The organism is Streptomyces sp. NPDC001904 (assembly GCF_040297005.1).
Taxonomy (GTDB): domain Bacteria; phylum Actinomycetota; class Actinomycetes; order Streptomycetales; family Streptomycetaceae; genus Streptomyces.
Map to the genome: position 1 here is coordinate 54,157 of NZ_JBEOYI010000028.1, position 17,045 is coordinate 71,201.

Below are 17,045 nucleotides of genomic sequence, written 5' to 3' on the forward strand. Positions count from 1 at the left end.
TTCAGACGCCGGCGGTCACACCCTGCGCGGCCCGCGCGGAGGCGAGCCAGCCCAGCACCTGGTCGGCGGCCTTGCGCGCGGTGGCCATGCAGACGCCGACGCCGACACCGTCGTACAGCGCCCCGCACACGGCCAGACCGGGCTGGTCCGCGACCGCCGCGCGGATCCGCTGGACCCGGGCGGTGTGTCCGACGGTGTACTGCGGCAGGGCCTCCGCCCAGCGGCTGACCCGGGCGGCCACCGGCGGTCCGCTCACCCCGGTCGCCTCAGCCAGTTCCGCCGTGGCCAGGGCCACCAGGTCCGCGTCGTCGCGCTGCAGCAGCGCCTCCTCGCCCAGCCGTCCCAGCGAGCAGCGCACGATCTCCACGTCACCGGCCAGGTGCGGCCACTTGACGGTGGTGAAGGTGACCTCCTTGACGGCCCGGCCCTCCACCGCCGGTACCCGGTAGGCGGAGTAGCCGCGGCCGGTCAGGCCGCCGGGGAACGCGGTGCGCGGGTAGGCGAGCGTGACCGTCGTGACGCTCGAGTAGGGGACCTCGGCCAGGGCGGAGGCCGCCGCCGAGGCGTGCGGGACGTCGGCGAGCAGCCGCGCGGCGGCGGTCGCGGGCGCGGCCATCACCACGGCGTCCGCGGCGAGTTCCTCGGCCGCGGTGCCCGAGCCGACCGTGACCCGCCAGCCGTCGCCGGCGCGCGTGAGCCGGCTGACCGGGGCGTCGGTGCGGATCGCGGCGTCCGGGGCCGCGGCCAGCACCTCGGCGACCAGGACGGGCGGCAGCGAGCCGAAGCCGCCCTCCAGGGTCGCCACGCTCACCGACGCGGGCGCCTCGCCCTCGGCCAGCCGCGGCACCAGCGCGTCGGCCGCGTCGGCCAGCGAGGCGTGCCGGGCGGCGCCCCGGGCCAGCGGGGTCAGCGTGGCCTCGAACGACAGGTCCGCGGCGCGGCCCGAGAACACACCCGCCAGGAACGGCTCGACGAGACGGTCCACGACCTCCTGGCCGAACCGGCCGCCGACGTAGTCCGCGACCGAGACGTCACCGTCGCGCTCGGACGCGGGCAGGACGAGGTCCTGCCGCGCCCGCTCGAGGCCCTCCTCGGACAGCACCCCGGACGCCGCCAGGTCGTCGATGGTGCAGGGCACACCCATGAACTGACGGGCCGGCTGCGGCCGGATCGCGCCGCGCGTCCAGATCGCCGCCGTCGTCAGCCCCGCCGGCCTGATCCGCTCGCCGAGCCCGGCGTCCTTGATCAGGTCGGTGGTCTTGCGGCGGTTCGCGTACAGCGACTCGGCGCCCTCGTCGACGGGCACGCCCGCCACGTCGGAGACCGCCAGCTTGCCGCCGATGCGCGACGATCCCTCCAGGACCGTCACCCGTACCGGCTCGTTGCGCAGACAGAACGCCGCCGCCAGTCCCGCGATGCCACCCCCGATGACGACCACATGGGGCTTTTCACTCGCCTGATCCCGTTCGGTGCCAGCCATTCCACCAGATCCTTCATGGTTAGAGACGAAGAGGCCGTCCGGCGCCGACGCACGGCGCCACGACAGGTGTTGGCAGTGTGACCGGCGGGCGTGGACCCCCGGTCGAGAGTGCCTAGGGCCGTGCGGGGGCGGGGAACCAGCGCTCGAGTGCGTGGGTGAGGTCGTCGGTGGTGCCGGGGGAGGTCCAGGCGATGTGGCCGTCGGGGCGCACGAGGACGGCGTCCAGCGCCTCGGCGCCGGTGGTGTCGGTGGTGTGGAGGGTGGCGGTGAGGTGGTCGAGGCGGTCGGGCAGTTGGTGGGGGAGGGGGGTGTCGGGTGGGGTGATGAGGAGTGCGTGTCCGGTGCGCTGGTGGTCGGCGAGGCGGGTGCGGGTGCCGTCGGCGGTGGTGAGTGCGGTGTCGGGGGACAGGCGGTAGCCGAGGAGGGGGTGGTCGCCCTTGGCGAGGTCGTAGCGGACGCCGAGATTGCTGAGCATGCCCGCCAGATGTCCCGCGGCGCCCGGGTGGGCCAGCAGCTCGCCCATCACCTCGCGCACCGGGTCCATGTCCGCACCGGTCAGGCGCAGTTCGATCGCGGCCCGTGCGTTGCGCGCCAACTGCTCGCCGACGGGGTGACGTTCGGCGTGGTAGGTGTCGAGCAGCTCCTCGCCGGCGCGGCCGGTGACCACCGCGGCCAGCTTCCAGCCCAGGTTCACCGCGTCCTGCACGCCCACGCTCAGCCCCTGTGCCATGGCCGGGGGCTGCACGTGGGCGGAGTCGCCGGCCAGGAACACCCGGCCGCTGCGGTAGGCGGCCGCGGCGCGGGAGGCATCGGTGAAGCAGCTGATCCAGCGGCACCGGCCGTGGTGGATGGACTCGCCGGTGAGCCGCTGCCAGGCGTCGGCGAGATCGTCGTAGGTGAGGGTGTCGCGGTCGCGGGGCGGCGTGCCGGCCTCGTGCACCACGACCCGGGTCACGCCGTTCTCCAGGTCCATCGCCATCACCATGCTGCCGCCGGGCAGGTCCTCCCCGATCCGCCGCTTGCGGGTCTCGACGCCGGTGACGTCGGCGGTCAGGAAGCCGCGGCTGCCCTGCGTGCCGGGGAAGTCGATGCCGGCCAGTTTGCGGACCGTGCTGCGGCCGCCGTCGCAGCCGGCCAGATAGGCGGCCTCCAGGCGCATCGGCCCACGGGGGCCGGACACCTCGACCGCGATGCCCGCGGCCGTCTCCTCCAGGGCGGTGACCTCGTGCCCGCGCAGCACCGGCACCCCGAGCTCGCCCGCCCGCTCCTCCAGCATCCGCTCGGTGCGGAACTGGGAGATGCCGCGGTGGCCGCGGTGGTCCTCGGCGAGGGCGCTCAGGTCGATCGGCACCCCGCCGAAGTGGCTGTCGGCGGGCTCGGTGCCCCCCAGCCGGTCCAGCAGCCCGCGCATGTCGAAGCACTCGGCGGTGCGCCGGGTGAAGCTCGCGCCCCGCGACTCGCGGGCCGGTTGCCCGAGGCGTTCCAGGACGACGACGTCCGCGCCGCCGAGCGCCAGTTCACCGGCGAGCATCAGGCCGACCGGCCCGGCGCCGACGACGATCACATCGCAGTTCACGTGGGTTCTCCTCATCGGTGCGGTCATCGGTCGAGGCCGCACGCGGCCACCGGCCCGCGGCCGGCGGATCGTGCGGGGGCGGGGAACCAGCGCTCGAGTGCGTGGGTGAGGTCGTCGGTGGTGCCGGGGGAGGTCCAGGCGATGTGGCCGTCGGGGCGTACGAGGACGGCGTCCAGCACCTCGGCGCCGGTGGTGTGGAGGGTGGCGGTGAGGTGGTCGAGGCGGTCGGGCAGTGGGCGGGGGAGAGGGGTGTCGGGCGGGGTGATGAGGAGCGCGTGTCCGGTGCGCTGGTGGTCGGCGAGACGGGTGCGGGTGCCGTCGGCGGTGGTGAGTGCGGTGTCGGGGGACAGGCGGCAGCCGAGGAGGGGGTGGTCGCCCTTGGCGAGGTCGTAGCGGATACCGAGTCCGCTCACGATCCCGGCCACCTGCCCGGCGGCGTCCTTGTGGGCCAGCAGTTCACCCATCACCTCGCGCACCGGATCCAGCGCGTCGTCACCGAGGTAGATCTTCTGCGCCGCACGGGCGTTCTTGACCAGGTCTACGCCGACGGGGTGGCGTTCGGCGTGGTAGGTGTCGAGCAGCTCCTCGCCGGCGCGGCCGGTGACCACCGCGGCCAGCTTCCAGCCCAGGTTCACCGCGTCCTGCAGCCCGGCGCTGAGCCCCCAGGCCGCCAGCGGCGGGATTTCGTGCGCCGCGTCGCCCGCGAGGAACACCCGGCCGCGCCGGTACTCCTCCGCCAGCGCCGCCGCATTGCCGCAGGCCCACCACCACAGCGGCTTCGCCCCGTCGAGGGACTCACCCGTCAGCTGCTGCCACGCCTCGGCCACCTGCGCGAACGTGAGCGAGGCGAGGTCGGGGCGGGCGGGCAGGGCCGGATCGTGGACGACGACGCGGTAGCGGCCGGGGCCGACCGGCGTGCAGACCACCATGCGGCCGCCGGGCAGCCGCTCACCGATCGGACGCGGACGCAGGGCGATGCCCTCGATCTCGGCGGTGTACATCCCCCGGGTCGGCTCCCAGTCGCGCACCGGGATCCCGGCCAGCGCCCGGACCGTGCTGCCCGCCCCGTCACAGCCCACCACGTACCCGGCCCGCCACTGCGCGCCGCCGCCGGGCCCCTCGAGGGTGAGGAGCACCCCGTCGTCGTCCTGGTGCAGCGCGGTGACCTCCCGGCCGCGGTGCACGGGCACGCCCAGATCCGCCAGCCAGCCGGCGAGCGCCTCCTCGGTCCTGGCCTGGGAGAGCCCCAGCACGCCGCTGTGATCCTCATCGAGCATGCCGAGGTCGAACCGGACGCCGCCGAAGTGCCCCATCGGGCCCCACCGGAACTCGCCCAGCCGGTCCAGCAGTCCGCGCTGGTCCAGACACTCCGCCGCCCGCCGGTTGAAGCCCAGGGCGCGGGACTGACCGCTCGGCCCGGGCGCCCGGTCGCAGACGACGACCTCGGCGCCGCCCAGGCGCAGCTCACCGGCCAGCATCAGCCCGGCCGGTCCCGCGCCCACCACTATGACGTCAGTTCTCTTCATTTCTTCAGGCCCTCTGCGCTGCGGCAATAGTTGGCCAGGGCGAAGCTACTCAGCACAATCCCGGGCCGCAAAGAACCGCAATTCTCGAGCGCCGGTGGAGCGTTCGACCGCGGAGCGACCGTGCTTGAACGTGCCGCTGAATACTTGAGCGCGCACGATGCACCCCACACCATCGAAGGCGCGCTCCGGGATTCCTTCTCCCGGCAGCGAATTCACGCGGGCACGGGCCGGAAAAGGGAAGTGCCGCAGCTCGCGCGCCAGGCCCACCGGAAAGGAATCAGGCGTGACGGTCGAGAAGATCGCGCTCATCACGGGTGCCAACAAGGGCATCGGGTTCGCCGTGGCCCGTCAGCTGGGGGAGCGGGGGATCACCGTCGTGGTCGGCGCGCGCGACGAGGTCCTCGGCAAAGCGGCCGCCGACGCGCTGAGCGCCGACGGCATCACCGCGGTGCCGGTGCGCCTGGACGTGCGCGACGAGACGAGCGTCGCCGAGGCGGCACGCTTCGTCGAACGCCGCTACGGCCGCCTCGACATCCTGGTGAACAACGCCGGCACCGCGGGCTCGTTCACCGGCACCGCCGACCAGGCCGGCGCCGACGACCTGCGCGAGGTCTACGAGACCAACGTCTTCGGCGTGGCCACCGTGACCCGCGCCCTGCTGCCGCTGCTGCGCCGCGCCCCGGCCGGCCGCGTCGTCAACGTCTCCAGCCATGTGGGATCGCTCGCCCTCAACACCGATCCCGGCTCCCCGCTGGCGCACCTCGACATGATCGCCTACCAGTCCTCGAAGACGGCCCTCAACGCCCTCACCGTCGCCTACGCCAAGGCCCTGCGCGCCACCCCGGTCAAGGTCAACGCCGCCCTGCCCGGCGTGGTCGCCACGGACATCAACCACCACCGCGGCCCGCGCACCCCCGCACAGGGCGCCGCGATCGTCGTCCGCCTCGCCCTGCTGGACGAGGACGGACCCTCGGGCCTGAGCGTGGCCGACGAGGGCCCCGTCCCGTGGTAGCGCGCCCCGTTCCGACCGACCAGAAAGGCACGACCGTGCGACAGTTCACCGTCCAAGACCTCCAGGAGATCCTGCGCCGGTGCGCGGGCGAACCGACACAGCCCTTCGACCGGGCCCCGGACGTCACCTTCGAGCACCTCGGCTACGACTCCGTCGCCCTGCTGGAGGCGCACGGCCACATCGAACGCGACTTCGGTGTCGCGCTCTGCGACGACGAGGCCGTCGACCTCACCACCCCCCGCGAACTCGTCGACCTCGTCAACTCGTTGCTGCCCACCGAGGCGACGCCCGCCGCCTGACCCCGCACCTCTGACCGCCAAGGCCGGGCACAGCCCGGCGGGTTACCGGACATGGAGACACACAGTGACGACTGAAGGAACGATCCTGGTGCTGGGCGCCACCGGCCGGCAGGGCGGGGCGGTGGCCCGCGAACTGCTGCGCCGCGGCCGCACGGTGCACGCCCTGGTCCGCGACCCGGACAAGGAGGCGGCCCGCGCCCTGCAGCAGGCCGGCGCCGTCCTGGTCCGCGGCGACCTGGACGACGAGGCCTCCCTGGACGCGGCGATGACCGGCGTGCACGGTGTCTTCAGCGTGCAGACCTTCCGCGGCCCGGGCGGCGTCGAGGCCGAGGAACGCCAGGGCCGCGCGGTCGCCGACGCCGCCGTCCGCGCCGGGGTGAAGCACTTCGTGTACAGCTCCGTGGGCGGCGCGGACCGCGACACCCGGGTGCCGCACTTCGAGAGCAAGAACCGCATCGAGCAGTACCTGCGCACGCTGGAGTTGCCCACCACCGTGCTGCGGCCGGTGATGTTCCACGACATCCTGCTCGACATCGCGCCCCGCCCCGCCGACGGCCGGCTGGTGCTCGCCCTGTGGCTCGACCCGGCCACCCCGGTCCAGCTGATCGCCACCAGCGACATCGGCGTCTTCGCCGCGGACGCCTTCGGCGACCCCGCCCACTGGCTGGGCCGGGTCGTCGAGATCGCCGGCGACAGCCTCACCGGACCGCAGATGGCGGCCGCGTTCGAGGCGGCCTGCGGCATCCCGACCCGCTTCCACCAGCTGCCCATCGAGCCGCTGCGCGCGGCCCGCCCCGACCTGGCCAACATGTTCGACTGGTTCGAGCGCGACGGCTACCACGCCGATCTGCCCGCCCTGCGCGCCACCCGGCCCGGCCTGGTGTCCCTGCAGAGCTGGCTGCGGGAGAACTGGACCGCGCCGGTGCCGGCCGCGCCCTGAACCGCGCCCCTCAGGCGAAGATCGGATCCCGGGTCCGGGTCCGCTTGAGCTCGAAGAACCCGTCGGTGCCCGCCACGGCCAGGACGCCGTCCCACAGCCGGACGGCCGCCTCGCCGTGCGGGGCCGGCGTCACCACCGGACCGAAGAACGCCACGTCGCCCACCGCCACGACCGGGGTGCCGACATCGGTGCCCACGCGGCCGATGCCGTCGTGGTGCGAGGCCCGCACGGCCGCGTCGAACACCGACGAGCCCGCGGCGTCGGCGAGCGCGGGATCGAGACCCGCGGCGGCGAGCGCCGCCGCGTACGTGGCCCGCTCCTTGGCGGCCTTGTGCAGGTGGAAGCGGGTTCCCAGCTCGGTGTAGAGCCGGCCCAGCACCTCGGGCCCGTACCGGTGCGCAGCCGCCGCGCACACCCGCACCGGCTCCAGACGCACCGCCAGGTCCCGGTGCCAGCGCGGGGGCAGATCGCTGCGCCCCTCGTTCAGGACCGTCAGGCTCATCAGGTGCCAGCGCAGCTTCAGCGGGCGGTGCTCGGCGACCTCGAGGATCCAGCGCGAGGTCAGCCACGCCCACGGACAGGTCGGGTCGAACCAGAAGTCCACAGGGGTCGGGGTGTCGTCGCGCAACGGAGCCTCCTTGTCGCAACCGCGGGCACGGCAGAAAGCCGGCCCCAGCCGCCGACCAACGTGACAAGCCCGCCCGGAATTTGAGTGGAGCGCGGCTCGAAAATTCCCGTTCGACTGCTCAATTTCTCCGGTTGAACAGCAAAAGCAAAATTCCGGTAATTCCACAGTTGCCAGCCCGAGAAGCACAGACCTATCGTCTGGATTCCGCGAAAAGGGCGCTCCGAAAGGGAAATCATGTCTGCACTGCCCGAGGTTCGTGATCAGTCCGACTCGTACGCGCTGCTCGATCTCATCCAGGGCGCGGTGATCACCCAGGCCATCGCCGTCGTCGCCAAGCTCGGCGTCGCCGACGTCCTCGCCGACGGACCCCTGACGGCCGACGACATCGCCGCCCGGACCGGCGCGGACCCCAAGGCGACCCACCGGATCCTGCGCGCGCTGGCCGGCCACGGTGTCTTCAGCGTCCGCCCCGACGGCCGCTACGAGCAGACCCCGCTCTCCGACAAGCTGCGCGAGGACGCCGAGGACTCCATGCGCGGCTTCGCCCTGCTGATGAACCACCCGCTGCTGTGGGAGGAGTGGGGCCACCTGCTGACCACCGCCGAGACCGGCGAGCCCAACCTGCCCAAGCTGCGCGGCATGGGCGCGCTCGACTTCTTCCACGCCACGCCCGAGTTCGCGGCCGTCTTCTTCAAGGCCTTCGGCGACCTGTCCGCCTCCGAGACCGACCCGATCCTGGCCGCCTACGACTTCTCCCAGTTCGGCACGGTCGTCGACGTCATCGCCGGCCGCGGCGGACTGCTCGCGGGCATCCTCCAGCAGGCCCCGCAGACCAAGGGCATCCTGTTCGACTCCGAGATCGCCACCGTCGACACCCCGTCCCTCTTCGAGGAGAAGGGCGTCGCGGACCGCTACACCATCGAGCACGGCGGCTACCTCGACAAGCCCCCGGCCGGCGCGGACGCCTACGTCTACAAGCACATCCTCCACGACTTCTCCGAGGAGGACGCGCTCACCGCGCTGCGCAACGCCCGCGAGGCGATCGCCGACGGCGGCAAGCTGCTGGTCATCGAGTACGTGCTGCCCGAGCGCAACGACAAGCACCTCGGACACACCATCGACCTGTGGCTGATGCTCATGCTCGGCGCCCAGGACCGCACCCTGGCCGAGTACACCGACCTGTTCGCCAAGGCCGGCTTCAAGGTCACCCGCGCCGTGCCCACGCGCGCGCCCATCTCCGTCATCGAAGCCATCCCGGTCTGACCCCTCCCGGGTGCGCGCCCCACTCGCCCACCGCCGAAGACGAGCCTCAGGACAGGAACATGGATACCGACGTCATCGTTATCGGGGCAGGTCCCGCCGGGCTGACGCTCGCCGCCGAACTGCGGCTCGGCGGCGCCGAGGTCACCGTCTTCGAGCAGCGCGCCGAACGCAGCTGGGAGTCGCGCGGCATCGGCTTCACCGCCCGCGCCACCGAAGCCTTCCACCAGCGCGGCCTGCTGGAGCGCCTGGAGAACATCGAGATCACCCGCCAGGGCCACTTCGGCGGCATCCCCATCGACTACGGGGTGCTGGAGGGCTCGCACTTCGGAGTACGCGGCGCCCCCCAGTACAAGATCGAGGAAATGCTCGAGAAGCGGGCCCTCGAACTCGGCGTGCACCTGCGCCGCGGCAGCGAACTGACCGCCCTCACCGATACCGGCGACACCGTCACGGCCACCGTGCGCGGCCCGCAGGGAACCGAGGAGTGCACCGCCCGCTACCTGGTGGGCTGCGACGGCGGACGCAGCACCGTCCGCCGCCTGGCCGGCTTCGAGTTCGCCGGCTCGGACGCGACGCGGGAGATGTACCTCGCCGACGTCAAGGGCTGCGACATCAAACCGCGCATGATCGGCGAACTGCTCCCCGGCGGCATGGTGATGTCCGCGCCGCTGGAGGAGGGCTACACCCGCATCATCGTCTGCGAGAACGGCACCCGCCCCGACCGCGGCCGCGAGGTGACCTTCACCCAGGTCGCGGACGCCTGGCAGCGGCTCACCGGCGACTCCATCCACCACGGCCGGGCGCGCTGGGTGTCCAGCTTCACCGACGCCACCCGCCAGGCCACCGCCTACCGGCAGGGCCGGGTGCTGCTGGCCGGCGACGCCGCCCACATCCACCTGCCGGCCGGCGGACAGGGACTGAGCATCGGCGTGCAGGACGCCTTCAACCTCGGCTGGAAGCTGGCGGCCACCGTCCGCGGCACCGCCCCCGAGCACCTGCTCGACACCTACCACGCCGAGCGCCACCCCGTCGCGGCCCGCGTCCTGCGCACCACCCTCGCCCAGGGCACCCTCAACCTCACCGGCCGCGCGGTGGCCCCCCTGCGCACCGTGATGGCGGAACTGATCGCCCTGCCGGCCGTGGCCCGCCACCTGTCCGGCCTCGTCAGCGGCCTCGACATCCGCTACGACCTGCACGGCCCCGGCACCGAGCCCGCCGGCCACCCGCTGCTCGGACGGCGCCTGGCCGACCGTGAACTCACGCGCACCGACGGCACACCGGAGCGTGCGGCCCGGCTGCTGCACACCGCCCGCGGCGTCCTGATCACCGCCGACACCACCGGCGCCACCGCCCGCACCGCGGCCCCGTGGGCCGACCGCGTCGACGTCGTCGGCGTCGAGAACGTCCCCGCCGCACCGGACGAGAGCGCCGCAACCGAGTCGGTCCTCGTCCGCCCCGACGGCTACATCGCCTGGGCCGCACCCGACGGCGGCGACCTGACGGCGGCCCTGCGCCGCTGGTTCGGCGAGCCCGCCCGCACCGCGTGACCCACAGGAGAAAAGACATGACTGACAATCCCCGCACCGAGACCGAGCACGAAACCGTCGTCCGGGCCCCGGCCGACACCGTCTACGCCCTGATCGCCGACGTCACCACCTGGCCGCAGACGTTCCCCCCCACCGTCCACGCCGAGGTCCTCGAACGCGACGGCGACTCCGAACTGATCCGGCTGTGGGCCACCGCGAACGCAACGGCCAAGACCTGGACCTCCCGCCGCGCCCACGACCCGGCACACCGCACGGTGACGTTCCGTCAGGAACGCTCCCAGCACCCGGTCGGCACCATGGGCGGCGCCTGGATCGTGGAACCCCTCTCCGCACACACGTGCCGGGTGCGCCTGCTCCACGACTTCACCGCCGCCACCGACGACCCCGCCGACCTCGACTGGATCCAGCAGGCGGTCGACCGCAACAGCGCCTCCGAACTCGCCGCGCTCACCTCCGCCGCCGAGGCCGCCGGCACCGACGAACTGCTCACCTTCGACGACACGGTCACCGTCGAGGGCAGCGGCAAGGACGTCTACGACTTCCTCAACGAGGCACAGCTGTGGAAGGAGCGCCTGCCCCACGTGGCCCGGGTGACGCTCGACGAGGACGAACCCGGCCTGCAGATCCTGGAGATGGACACCCTCACCAAGGACGGCAGCCGCCACACCACCCGCTCGGTGCGGGTCTGCGCCGCCGCCACATCCATCGTGTACAAGCAGATCGTCCTGCCCGCCCTGATGACCCTGCACACCGGACGCTGGAGCATCGAGGACCTCGACGACGGCCGCATCGCGGTCACCTCCCGCCACACCGTGCGCATCAACACCGACAACATCGCCGCGGTCCTCGGCGCGGACGCCACCGTCGAGACCGCCCGCACCTTCGTACGCACCGCCCTGAGCGGCAACAGCCTGGCCACCCTCCACCTCGCCAAGACCCACGCCGAGGACCTGGCCGCCGGGCGCAAGCGACCGTGAGCCGGGCCCGGGCCACCGCGCCGGTCGTCATCGTCGGCGCCGGCCCCGTCGGACTGCTCCTGGCCTGCGAACTGCGACAGGCCCGGGTCGACGTCGTCGTCGTCGAACGGCTGCCCGCCGCGACGACCGAGTCCCGGGCCAGCCAACTCACCACCCTCACCGCGCAGCTGCTGCACGAGCGGGGCTTCGACGCCCTGCTCGCCGAGGCCGTCCACGAACCCCGCGCCCACTTCGGCGGCCTGGGCTTCGCCCTGGCCGACCTGCCCGGCGCCGGCGCCTACCAGGGCCACTGGAAAGTGCCCCAGTACCGCACCGAGCACCACCTCGGCCAACGCGCCGCGCAGCAAGGAGTGACCCTGCTGCGCGCCCACGAGCTGACCGGCATCCACCAGGAGCCGGACACCCTCGTGTGCACACTCAACGGACCCGCCGGACCCGTCACCCTGCGCGCCGCCTACCTGGTGGGCTGCGACGGCGCCAACAGCACCGTGCGCCGCCTGGCGGCCTTCCCCACCACCCGCACCCCGGCCACCCGGACACTGCTGCGCGCCGACATCGGCCGGCTGCACATCCGCGACCGCCGCTTCGAGCGGCTGCCCGGCGGCTTCGCGGTCGCCTCGACCCGGGCCGGCGTCACCCGGGTGATGGTCCACGCCCTCGGCACCGGCCCCCGCCCGCCCGGCACACCGCCCACCTTCGACGACGTCACCCGCACCTGGCAGCAGGTCACCGGCGAGGACATCTCCGCCGGCCACCCCCTGTGGCTCGACGCGTTCGACGACGCCAAGGGCCAGGCGGACCACTACCGCCGCGGACGGATCCTGCTCGCCGGCGACGCCGCGCACTGGCATCCCCCCGTCGGCGGCCAGGCCCTCAACCTCGGGCTGCAGGACGCCGTCGACCTCGCAGGCAAACTCGCCGCCACGGCGCAGGGCCGGGCCGACGACAGCCTCCTGGACACCTACCACGACCGGCGGCACCCCGTCGCGGCCCGCGTGCTCCACCACGTCGCGGCCCAGGAACAGCTCATGTTCGGCGGCCCGCCCGCGGAACCACTGCGGGCGGTCCTGTCCGAACTGACCGCCCTGGACCAGGTCCGCACCCATCTCACGGCGGTGGCGAGCAACCTCGACCACCAGTTTCTGCAGGTACGCAGGGGAGGCAGGGAAGACAGTGCAACACTTCGACACTGACGTCATCATCGTGGGAGCAGGACCCACCGGACTGATGCTCGCGGGCGAGCTGCGCCTGGCCGGCATCGAGGCCGTCGTCCTGGAACGGCTCACCGAGCCCATGCGCCAGTCACGGGCGCTGGGGTTCTCCGCCCGCACCATGGAGGAGTTCGGCCAGCGCGGCCTGCTCGAGCACTTCGGCGACCTGGGCGTCATACCCATCGGCCACTTCGGCGGCATGCCGCTCGACTACACCATCGTGCCCGGCGGCAACTTCGGCGTGCGCGGAGTCCCGCAGGCCCGCACCGAGTCCATCCTGCACACCTGGGCCACCGGCCACGGCGCCGAGATCCGCCGCGGCTGGCAGCTCACCGCACTGAGCACCGACGACGACGGCGTCGAGGCACGCGCCACCACCCCCGACGGCGAACGCACCCTGCGCGCCCGCTACATCGTGGGCTGCGACGGCGCCCGCAGCGCGGTGCGCACCCTGGCCGGCATCGACTTCCCCGGCTACGAGGCCACCATCGAGATGCTGATGGCCGACGTCAGCGACGTCCAGGTGCGCCTGCGCCCCACCGGCGAACTGGGCGAGGCCGGCATGGTCGTGGTCCTGCCCGTCGGACCGGACACCACCCGCGTCGTCGTCTTCGAACGCGGCGCCGGCGTCCGCCCCACCACGCAGCCGCCCACCTTCCAGGAGGTCGCCGACGCCTTCAAACGGGTCACCGGCGACGACATCCACTCCGGCACCCCGCGCTGGCTGAGCTACTTCACCGACTCCAGCCGCCAGGCCGCCCAGTACCGCGCGGGCCGCGTCTTCCTCGCCGGCGACGCCGCCCACATCCACATGCCGATCGGCGCCCAGGGCATCAGCGCCGGCGTGGGCGACGCCGTCAACCTCGGCTGGAAACTGGCCGCCACCCTCAACGGCACCGCCCCCGACGGCCTGCTCGACACCTACCACGACGAGCGCCACCCGGTCGGCGCCCGCATCCTGGCCAACACCCTCACCCAGCGCAGCCTCTACCTCGGCGGCCCCGAAATGGAACCGATGCGCGCGGTCTTCGCCGAACTCCTCGCCTACGAGGACGCACAGAAGCTGCTGGTCGGAATGGTCACCGGCCTCGACATCACCTACGGCGAGACGGACGGCGCCCACCCGCTGCAAGGCCACCGCCTGCCCGACTTCGACCTCACCGGCCACGACACGGGGACCGTCACCGCCTACGCCCTGCTGCACGGCGGACGCGGCTTCGTACTGGACCTCGACGGCGACCAGGCCCTGGCGTCGGCCGCCGCGCCGTGGACGGACCGCATCGACGTGGTCCGCCCCGCGACCCGGCCGCAGCACGCACCGGCCGGCACCGGCGCCCTCCTGGTGCGCCCCGACGGCTACATCGCCTGGGCCGCCGCCGAGGGCGCGGGACCGGACGGCCTCACCGAGGCCCTCGGCCGCTGGTTCGGCGCACCCCGCGAGAACCGCCCCAGCTGAAAACCCCACGCCCCGCCGACGCGGGCGGGCGCACACCCGTCACCAAGGAGAGACCATGCCGTTCATCAACCCCGAGGCCGGGCACCTGACCGTCCTCAACCTGTTCAAGACCGACAGCCGCTCCCGCGTCGACACGCTCGTCACGGAGATGAAGAAGATCGTCGACACGGCCGCCTTCCCCGGCTGGATCTCCAGCACCGTGCACCGCGGGGAGCACACCCCCGGCACCGCCAACTTCATCCAGTGGCGCGGCATGCAGGACCTCGAATCCCGCTACAACGACACCGAGTTCAAGCACCACACGGTGCCGGTCTTCCGGGAGATCACCACCTTCGTCCGCCTCATGCAGACCGAGGTCGAGCTCAGCCACCGCCACCCCGGCCAGGGACCGCTCACCGAAGTCTCCCCGGACCGCGACGACTACACCGTCATCGAGATCCTCAACGTCGACCCCGCCGACCAGGCCACCACCGTCAAGACGCTGGGCACCGCCCACTCCTGGCTCGTGGACGTGCCCGGCTACCGGTCGCAGAGCGTGCTGCGCGGCATCCGCTCACGCAACCTCGAAGGAGGCGAGGGCACCCTCGCCACCGTCGGCACCGACCACGACTTCGTCGTCGTGTACTCCCAGTGGGACAGCAAGGAGTCCTACGACACCCACCGCACCCTGGACCGCGCCGCGTGGACGCCGGCGCGCGACACCTTCCAGGACGCGCTGGGCGCACTGACCCGCAGCACGGACTGGAACGGCTACCGCGCCGTGCACACCCGCTCCGCCGAGCAGCCCGTCGCCGCCTGACCACTCCACGCGCGGCGCATGTGAAAGGGGCCCCACCGTTTCGGTGGGGCCCCTTTCACATGCGCCGCGGCGCCTAGCCGGCGATGGTGTTCCAGTGCCACTGCGAGTCGAAGGCGGTGACCTCCAGGCCCGCGCCCGCGGCCACCAGCGAGGCCGCCGCGCTCGTGGCCCGCGCGACGAACGCGGACGCCCGGTGCGCGGCCAGCAGGTCCTGCTCGTCGAAGGGCAGCCCCTCGCAGCGCAGCAGCCGCAGGTCCATGAACCCGCCCAGATCCCGCCCCAGCACCGCCACCGGCTGCGGACTGCGCACGGTGAACCGCACCCGGGCCGCGACGTGGCCGTTGTGATGCTGGTCGGAGTAGTAGGCGAGATCGGGGATCGCGGGCGGCACGAAGTGGTCGCGCGCCACGACCTGCGGCACCTTGGGCAGGTTGCCCGCCAGGAAGTGCCACGAGTTGTACTGCATGCGCGAGGAGATCGCCCACGCCGTGTCGGCCAGCCGCTGCGCGGACCCGCCGAACAGCCGCACGGCGTCCGGCGAGGGGACCACGCAGCAGAAGAAGTGCGGTATCTCCCAGCCGGCGATCTCCGCATAGTCCTCGGCGCGCAGCGCCGCGATCAGCGCGGGCAGCGACCGCATGCCCCGGCTCATCGCGAAGTCGGCGTCGAAGACCTCCACGGCCGCCCGCACACTCTCGTGGACGAGCGACTCCAGACCGGTCGAGAAGTCGGCGTGCGGGGCGGCCAGCCAGCCCGGCGCGGCCCGCACCTGCTCGCCCAGAGCCGCGAACGTCTCGCCGGCCAGCGGCAGGCGTGATCCCAGCCGGGCGCACAACTCGCCCTCCAGAGCGCGCGCTTCGTCCTTCACCGGCCCGGCGATCCGCTCGATCTTGTGCATGAGCGGGCCGTGGATCTCGCGGTACAGCTGCCGTGCCGCGCCCACGTCGCGGCGGCGCGCGGCGAGCTGCCCGGCGAGCGTGTCGAGCGCCCGCACCGTCGGCGCGGCCGCGGCCGGCACCGGCGGCAGGTCGTCCCGCGCCGCGTTGTAGGCGGCGCGGGTGCGCTCCAGGAGCAGCGCGACATGGTCCGGTGTCAGCTGGGTGCCGTTGGCCTCCTCGATCCGGGCGTACCCGGCCGAACGCACCAGCAGCGTCAGGCAGACGACCAGCAGCACGTCGCCGTCCGACCACAAGGCGAGCGGGACGCCCTTCAGGCTGCTCAGCGCACAGTCGGGGTGGCCGGGGTGCAGCGTCTTGCCCGTCAGGTTGTTCGGCCCGCGGAAATTGGTGTACTTGCGCTGTCCGGCGTACAGCACGAAGGGCGCCGTGCGCAGGGCCGCCTCGGTCAGCTCCGCGAGCATCCGTTCGCGGCCCTCGTCACCGGCGTCGGCCAGCCACTGCCGGCAGTCCTCCAGCGACGCGCGCGCCCGCTCGCCGGCCGCGGCGAGTTCCCGCTCGTACGCGGCGAGGTCGGCGGCGCTCCACGCGATGCGCAGGACGCCGCCGACCAGCTCGGTGTCGTGGCTGAGCGGGGCCCGCGAGGGCCCGCGGACGACGATCCTGCCGTCCGTGTCCAGCCCGATCTCGCCGACGAACGCCGGCTCGCCGGGCGGGCCCCCGCCCGGCCGGACGGCCGCTGCGGGCGGGCCGTCCGTGCGCCAGCTGCGGCCCGTGACGACCTTCAGGACGGCCTCGGCCGCGAGGTCCAGCGCGCGCAGCTGGATGTCGGCCGGGACGTGTCCGTCGAGCGTGAGCAGGACGTCCACGGCCGCGGCGGCATCGGGCGCCGCGGCGGCCCGCTGCCAGACGTTCGCCAGCAGCGCCGGGAATCCGGCGTCCTGCCCGGCGCGGTGGTCGGGTCCGCCGGCGGCGCCGGCCGGGCGGCCCAGCCGGCTGGGCCGGCGGCTCTGGCGGGCCTTGGCCAGAGCCGCCTTGCGGCTGAGCGTGCGGTCCCGCTCGGTGGGCAGCGTCATGCCGTCCCTCCGGCGCTGAGCGTGACGTGGTCCCACATGCGGGCCTCGGTGGCCGACCAGTCCTCGTCCACATAGATGCAGTCGACGGGACAGACCATCACGCACGCGGGGCAGCCGGAGCACAGCTCGGGGATGATCCTGACGTTCAGCCCGTCGTCGAAGATCGCGCCGAACTCGGCCGGGCAGCTGCGCAGGCAGGTGTCGCAGGTGATGCACTCCGTGGTGTCGATGCGCCGCGGAGGCTTTCTCCAGTTCTCCGCGCGGGACTTGCGGGCGATGCGCTCCGTGCGGGCCGAGGCGGCCACGGCGGATGTGTCCTGGGTCTGATGCATGCTGTGCTCACCCTCACTGGATAAGGA

16 protein-coding genes are annotated in these 17,045 nt (G+C 73.2%); 9 read left to right on the top strand and 7 right to left on the bottom strand.

Annotation, left to right across the window (positions count from 1 at the left end):
* Nucleotide 1: 1 nt before the first annotated feature.
* The 4 genes from hemG to ABT127_RS32650 all read right to left on the bottom strand — a co-directional run bounded on the left by hemG (nucleotide 2) and on the right by ABT127_RS32650 (nucleotide 4,891).
* Nucleotides 2-1,480 (bottom strand): protoporphyrinogen oxidase, encoded by a 1,479-nt coding sequence (hemG, locus tag ABT127_RS32635; protein ID WP_351458012.1) that lies wholly within the window; start codon nucleotides 1,478-1,480, stop codon nucleotides 2-4.
* Nucleotides 1,481-1,592: 112 nt separating this feature from the next.
* Nucleotides 1,593-3,071 carry an FAD-dependent monooxygenase gene (locus ABT127_RS32640; RefSeq protein ID WP_502971818.1) on the bottom strand — a complete coding sequence of 493 codons (1,479 nt, stop codon included), beginning with the start codon at nucleotides 3,069-3,071 and terminating at the stop codon, nucleotides 1,593-1,595.
* 8 nt (nucleotides 3,072-3,079) lie between these two features.
* Nucleotides 3,080-4,582: an FAD-dependent monooxygenase gene (locus tag ABT127_RS32645; protein ID WP_351458016.1), complete on the bottom strand. Its 1,503-nt coding sequence runs from the start codon at nucleotides 4,580-4,582 to the stop codon at nucleotides 3,080-3,082.
* 45 nt (nucleotides 4,583-4,627) lie between these two features.
* Nucleotides 4,628-4,891: a hypothetical protein gene (locus tag ABT127_RS32650; protein ID WP_351458018.1), complete on the bottom strand. Its 264-nt coding sequence runs from the start codon at nucleotides 4,889-4,891 to the stop codon at nucleotides 4,628-4,630.
* Here ABT127_RS32650 and ABT127_RS32655 point away from each other — a divergent pair.
* From ABT127_RS32655 to ABT127_RS32665, 3 genes are all read left to right on the top strand, one after another.
* Nucleotides 4,866-5,594 (top strand): SDR family oxidoreductase, encoded by a 729-nt coding sequence (locus tag ABT127_RS32655; RefSeq protein WP_351458020.1) that lies wholly within the window; start codon nucleotides 4,866-4,868, stop codon nucleotides 5,592-5,594. The genes ABT127_RS32650 and ABT127_RS32655 overlap by 26 nt on opposite strands.
* Nucleotides 5,595-5,629: 35 nt before the next feature.
* Nucleotides 5,630-5,893, top strand: a complete 264-nt coding sequence (locus ABT127_RS32660) for an acyl carrier protein (protein ID WP_351458023.1) — start codon at nucleotides 5,630-5,632, stop codon at nucleotides 5,891-5,893.
* A gap of 64 nt (nucleotides 5,894-5,957) precedes the next feature.
* Nucleotides 5,958-6,833: an NmrA/HSCARG family protein gene (locus tag ABT127_RS32665; RefSeq protein ID WP_351458025.1), complete on the top strand. Its 876-nt coding sequence runs from the start codon at nucleotides 5,958-5,960 to the stop codon at nucleotides 6,831-6,833.
* Between the two features lie 10 nt (nucleotides 6,834-6,843).
* Here ABT127_RS32665 and ABT127_RS32670 read toward each other — a convergent pair whose 3' ends face one another.
* The gene (locus tag ABT127_RS32670; protein WP_351458028.1) at nucleotides 6,844-7,461 is read right to left on the bottom strand and encodes a mycothiol-dependent nitroreductase Rv2466c family protein; all 618 of its coding nucleotides are present in this window, start codon (nucleotides 7,459-7,461) and stop codon (nucleotides 6,844-6,846) included.
* 234 nt (nucleotides 7,462-7,695) lie between these two features.
* On the opposite strand from ABT127_RS32670, the gene ABT127_RS32675 reads away from it, so the two are divergent.
* The 6 genes from ABT127_RS32675 to ABT127_RS32700 are packed head-to-tail and all read left to right on the top strand — an operon-like array spanning nucleotide 7,696 to nucleotide 14,714.
* A complete protein-coding gene (locus ABT127_RS32675; protein WP_351458031.1) occupies nucleotides 7,696-8,724 on the top strand; it encodes a methyltransferase in 1,029 nt (342 codons plus the stop codon).
* Between the two features lie 59 nt (nucleotides 8,725-8,783).
* Complete coding sequence (locus ABT127_RS32680) at nucleotides 8,784-10,271, top strand: FAD-dependent monooxygenase (protein ID WP_351458033.1); 1,488 nt, start codon at nucleotides 8,784-8,786, stop codon at nucleotides 10,269-10,271.
* A gap of 17 nt (nucleotides 10,272-10,288) precedes the next feature.
* Entirely contained in the window at nucleotides 10,289-11,248 is a 960-nt protein-coding gene (locus tag ABT127_RS32685) for an aromatase/cyclase (protein ID WP_351458036.1), read from the top strand.
* The gene (locus tag ABT127_RS32690; protein WP_351458039.1) at nucleotides 11,245-12,441 is read left to right on the top strand and encodes an FAD-dependent monooxygenase; all 1,197 of its coding nucleotides are present in this window, start codon (nucleotides 11,245-11,247) and stop codon (nucleotides 12,439-12,441) included. The genes ABT127_RS32685 and ABT127_RS32690 overlap by 4 nt, the downstream gene beginning before the upstream one ends.
* Before the next feature lie 34 nt (nucleotides 12,442-12,475).
* Complete coding sequence (locus ABT127_RS32695) at nucleotides 12,476-13,915, top strand: FAD-dependent monooxygenase (RefSeq protein WP_351458111.1); 1,440 nt, start codon at nucleotides 12,476-12,478, stop codon at nucleotides 13,913-13,915.
* 55 nt (nucleotides 13,916-13,970) lie between these two features.
* Complete coding sequence (locus ABT127_RS32700) at nucleotides 13,971-14,714, top strand: antibiotic biosynthesis monooxygenase family protein (RefSeq protein WP_351458041.1); 744 nt, start codon at nucleotides 13,971-13,973, stop codon at nucleotides 14,712-14,714.
* A gap of 73 nt (nucleotides 14,715-14,787) precedes the next feature.
* Here the strand turns inward: ABT127_RS32700 and ABT127_RS32705 are convergent, their stop codons facing one another.
* Entirely contained in the window at nucleotides 14,788-16,686 is a 1,899-nt protein-coding gene (locus ABT127_RS32705; protein WP_351458043.1) for a hypothetical protein, read from the bottom strand.
* The gene (locus ABT127_RS32710; protein ID WP_351458045.1) at nucleotides 16,683-17,018 is read right to left on the bottom strand and encodes a 4Fe-4S dicluster-binding protein; all 336 of its coding nucleotides are present in this window, start codon (nucleotides 17,016-17,018) and stop codon (nucleotides 16,683-16,685) included. Before ABT127_RS32710 ends, ABT127_RS32705 begins: the two co-directional genes overlap by 4 nt.
* Nucleotides 17,019-17,045: the final 27 nt, after the last annotated feature.

What these genes read in the sequence shown, in the direction of transcription:
- ABT127_RS32710 (WP_351458045.1), bottom strand. Translation starts at nt 17,018, where the DNA reads ATGCATCAGACCCAGGACACATCCGCCGTGGCCGCCTCGGCCCGCACG.
- ABT127_RS32680 (WP_351458033.1), top strand. Translation starts at nt 8,784, where the DNA reads ATGGATACCGACGTCATCGTTATCGGGGCAGGTCCCGCCGGGCTGACG.
- ABT127_RS32645 (WP_351458016.1), bottom strand. Translation starts at nt 4,582, where the DNA reads ATGAAGAGAACTGACGTCATAGTGGTGGGCGCGGGACCGGCCGGGCTG.
- ABT127_RS32695 (WP_351458111.1), top strand. Translation starts at nt 12,476, where the DNA reads ATGCTCGCGGGCGAGCTGCGCCTGGCCGGCATCGAGGCCGTCGTCCTG.
- ABT127_RS32640 (WP_502971818.1), bottom strand. Translation starts at nt 3,071, where the DNA reads ATGAGGAGAACCCACGTGAACTGCGATGTGATCGTCGTCGGCGCCGGG.
- ABT127_RS32650 (WP_351458018.1), bottom strand. Translation starts at nt 4,891, where the DNA reads ATGAGCGCGATCTTCTCGACCGTCACGCCTGATTCCTTTCCGGTGGGC.
- ABT127_RS32685 (WP_351458036.1), top strand. Translation starts at nt 10,289, where the DNA reads ATGACTGACAATCCCCGCACCGAGACCGAGCACGAAACCGTCGTCCGG.
- hemG (WP_351458012.1), bottom strand. Translation starts at nt 1,480, where the DNA reads ATGGCTGGCACCGAACGGGATCAGGCGAGTGAAAAGCCCCATGTGGTC.
- ABT127_RS32700 (WP_351458041.1), top strand. Translation starts at nt 13,971, where the DNA reads ATGCCGTTCATCAACCCCGAGGCCGGGCACCTGACCGTCCTCAACCTG.
- ABT127_RS32675 (WP_351458031.1), top strand. Translation starts at nt 7,696, where the DNA reads ATGTCTGCACTGCCCGAGGTTCGTGATCAGTCCGACTCGTACGCGCTG.
- ABT127_RS32705 (WP_351458043.1), bottom strand. Translation starts at nt 16,686, where the DNA reads ATGACGCTGCCCACCGAGCGGGACCGCACGCTCAGCCGCAAGGCGGCT.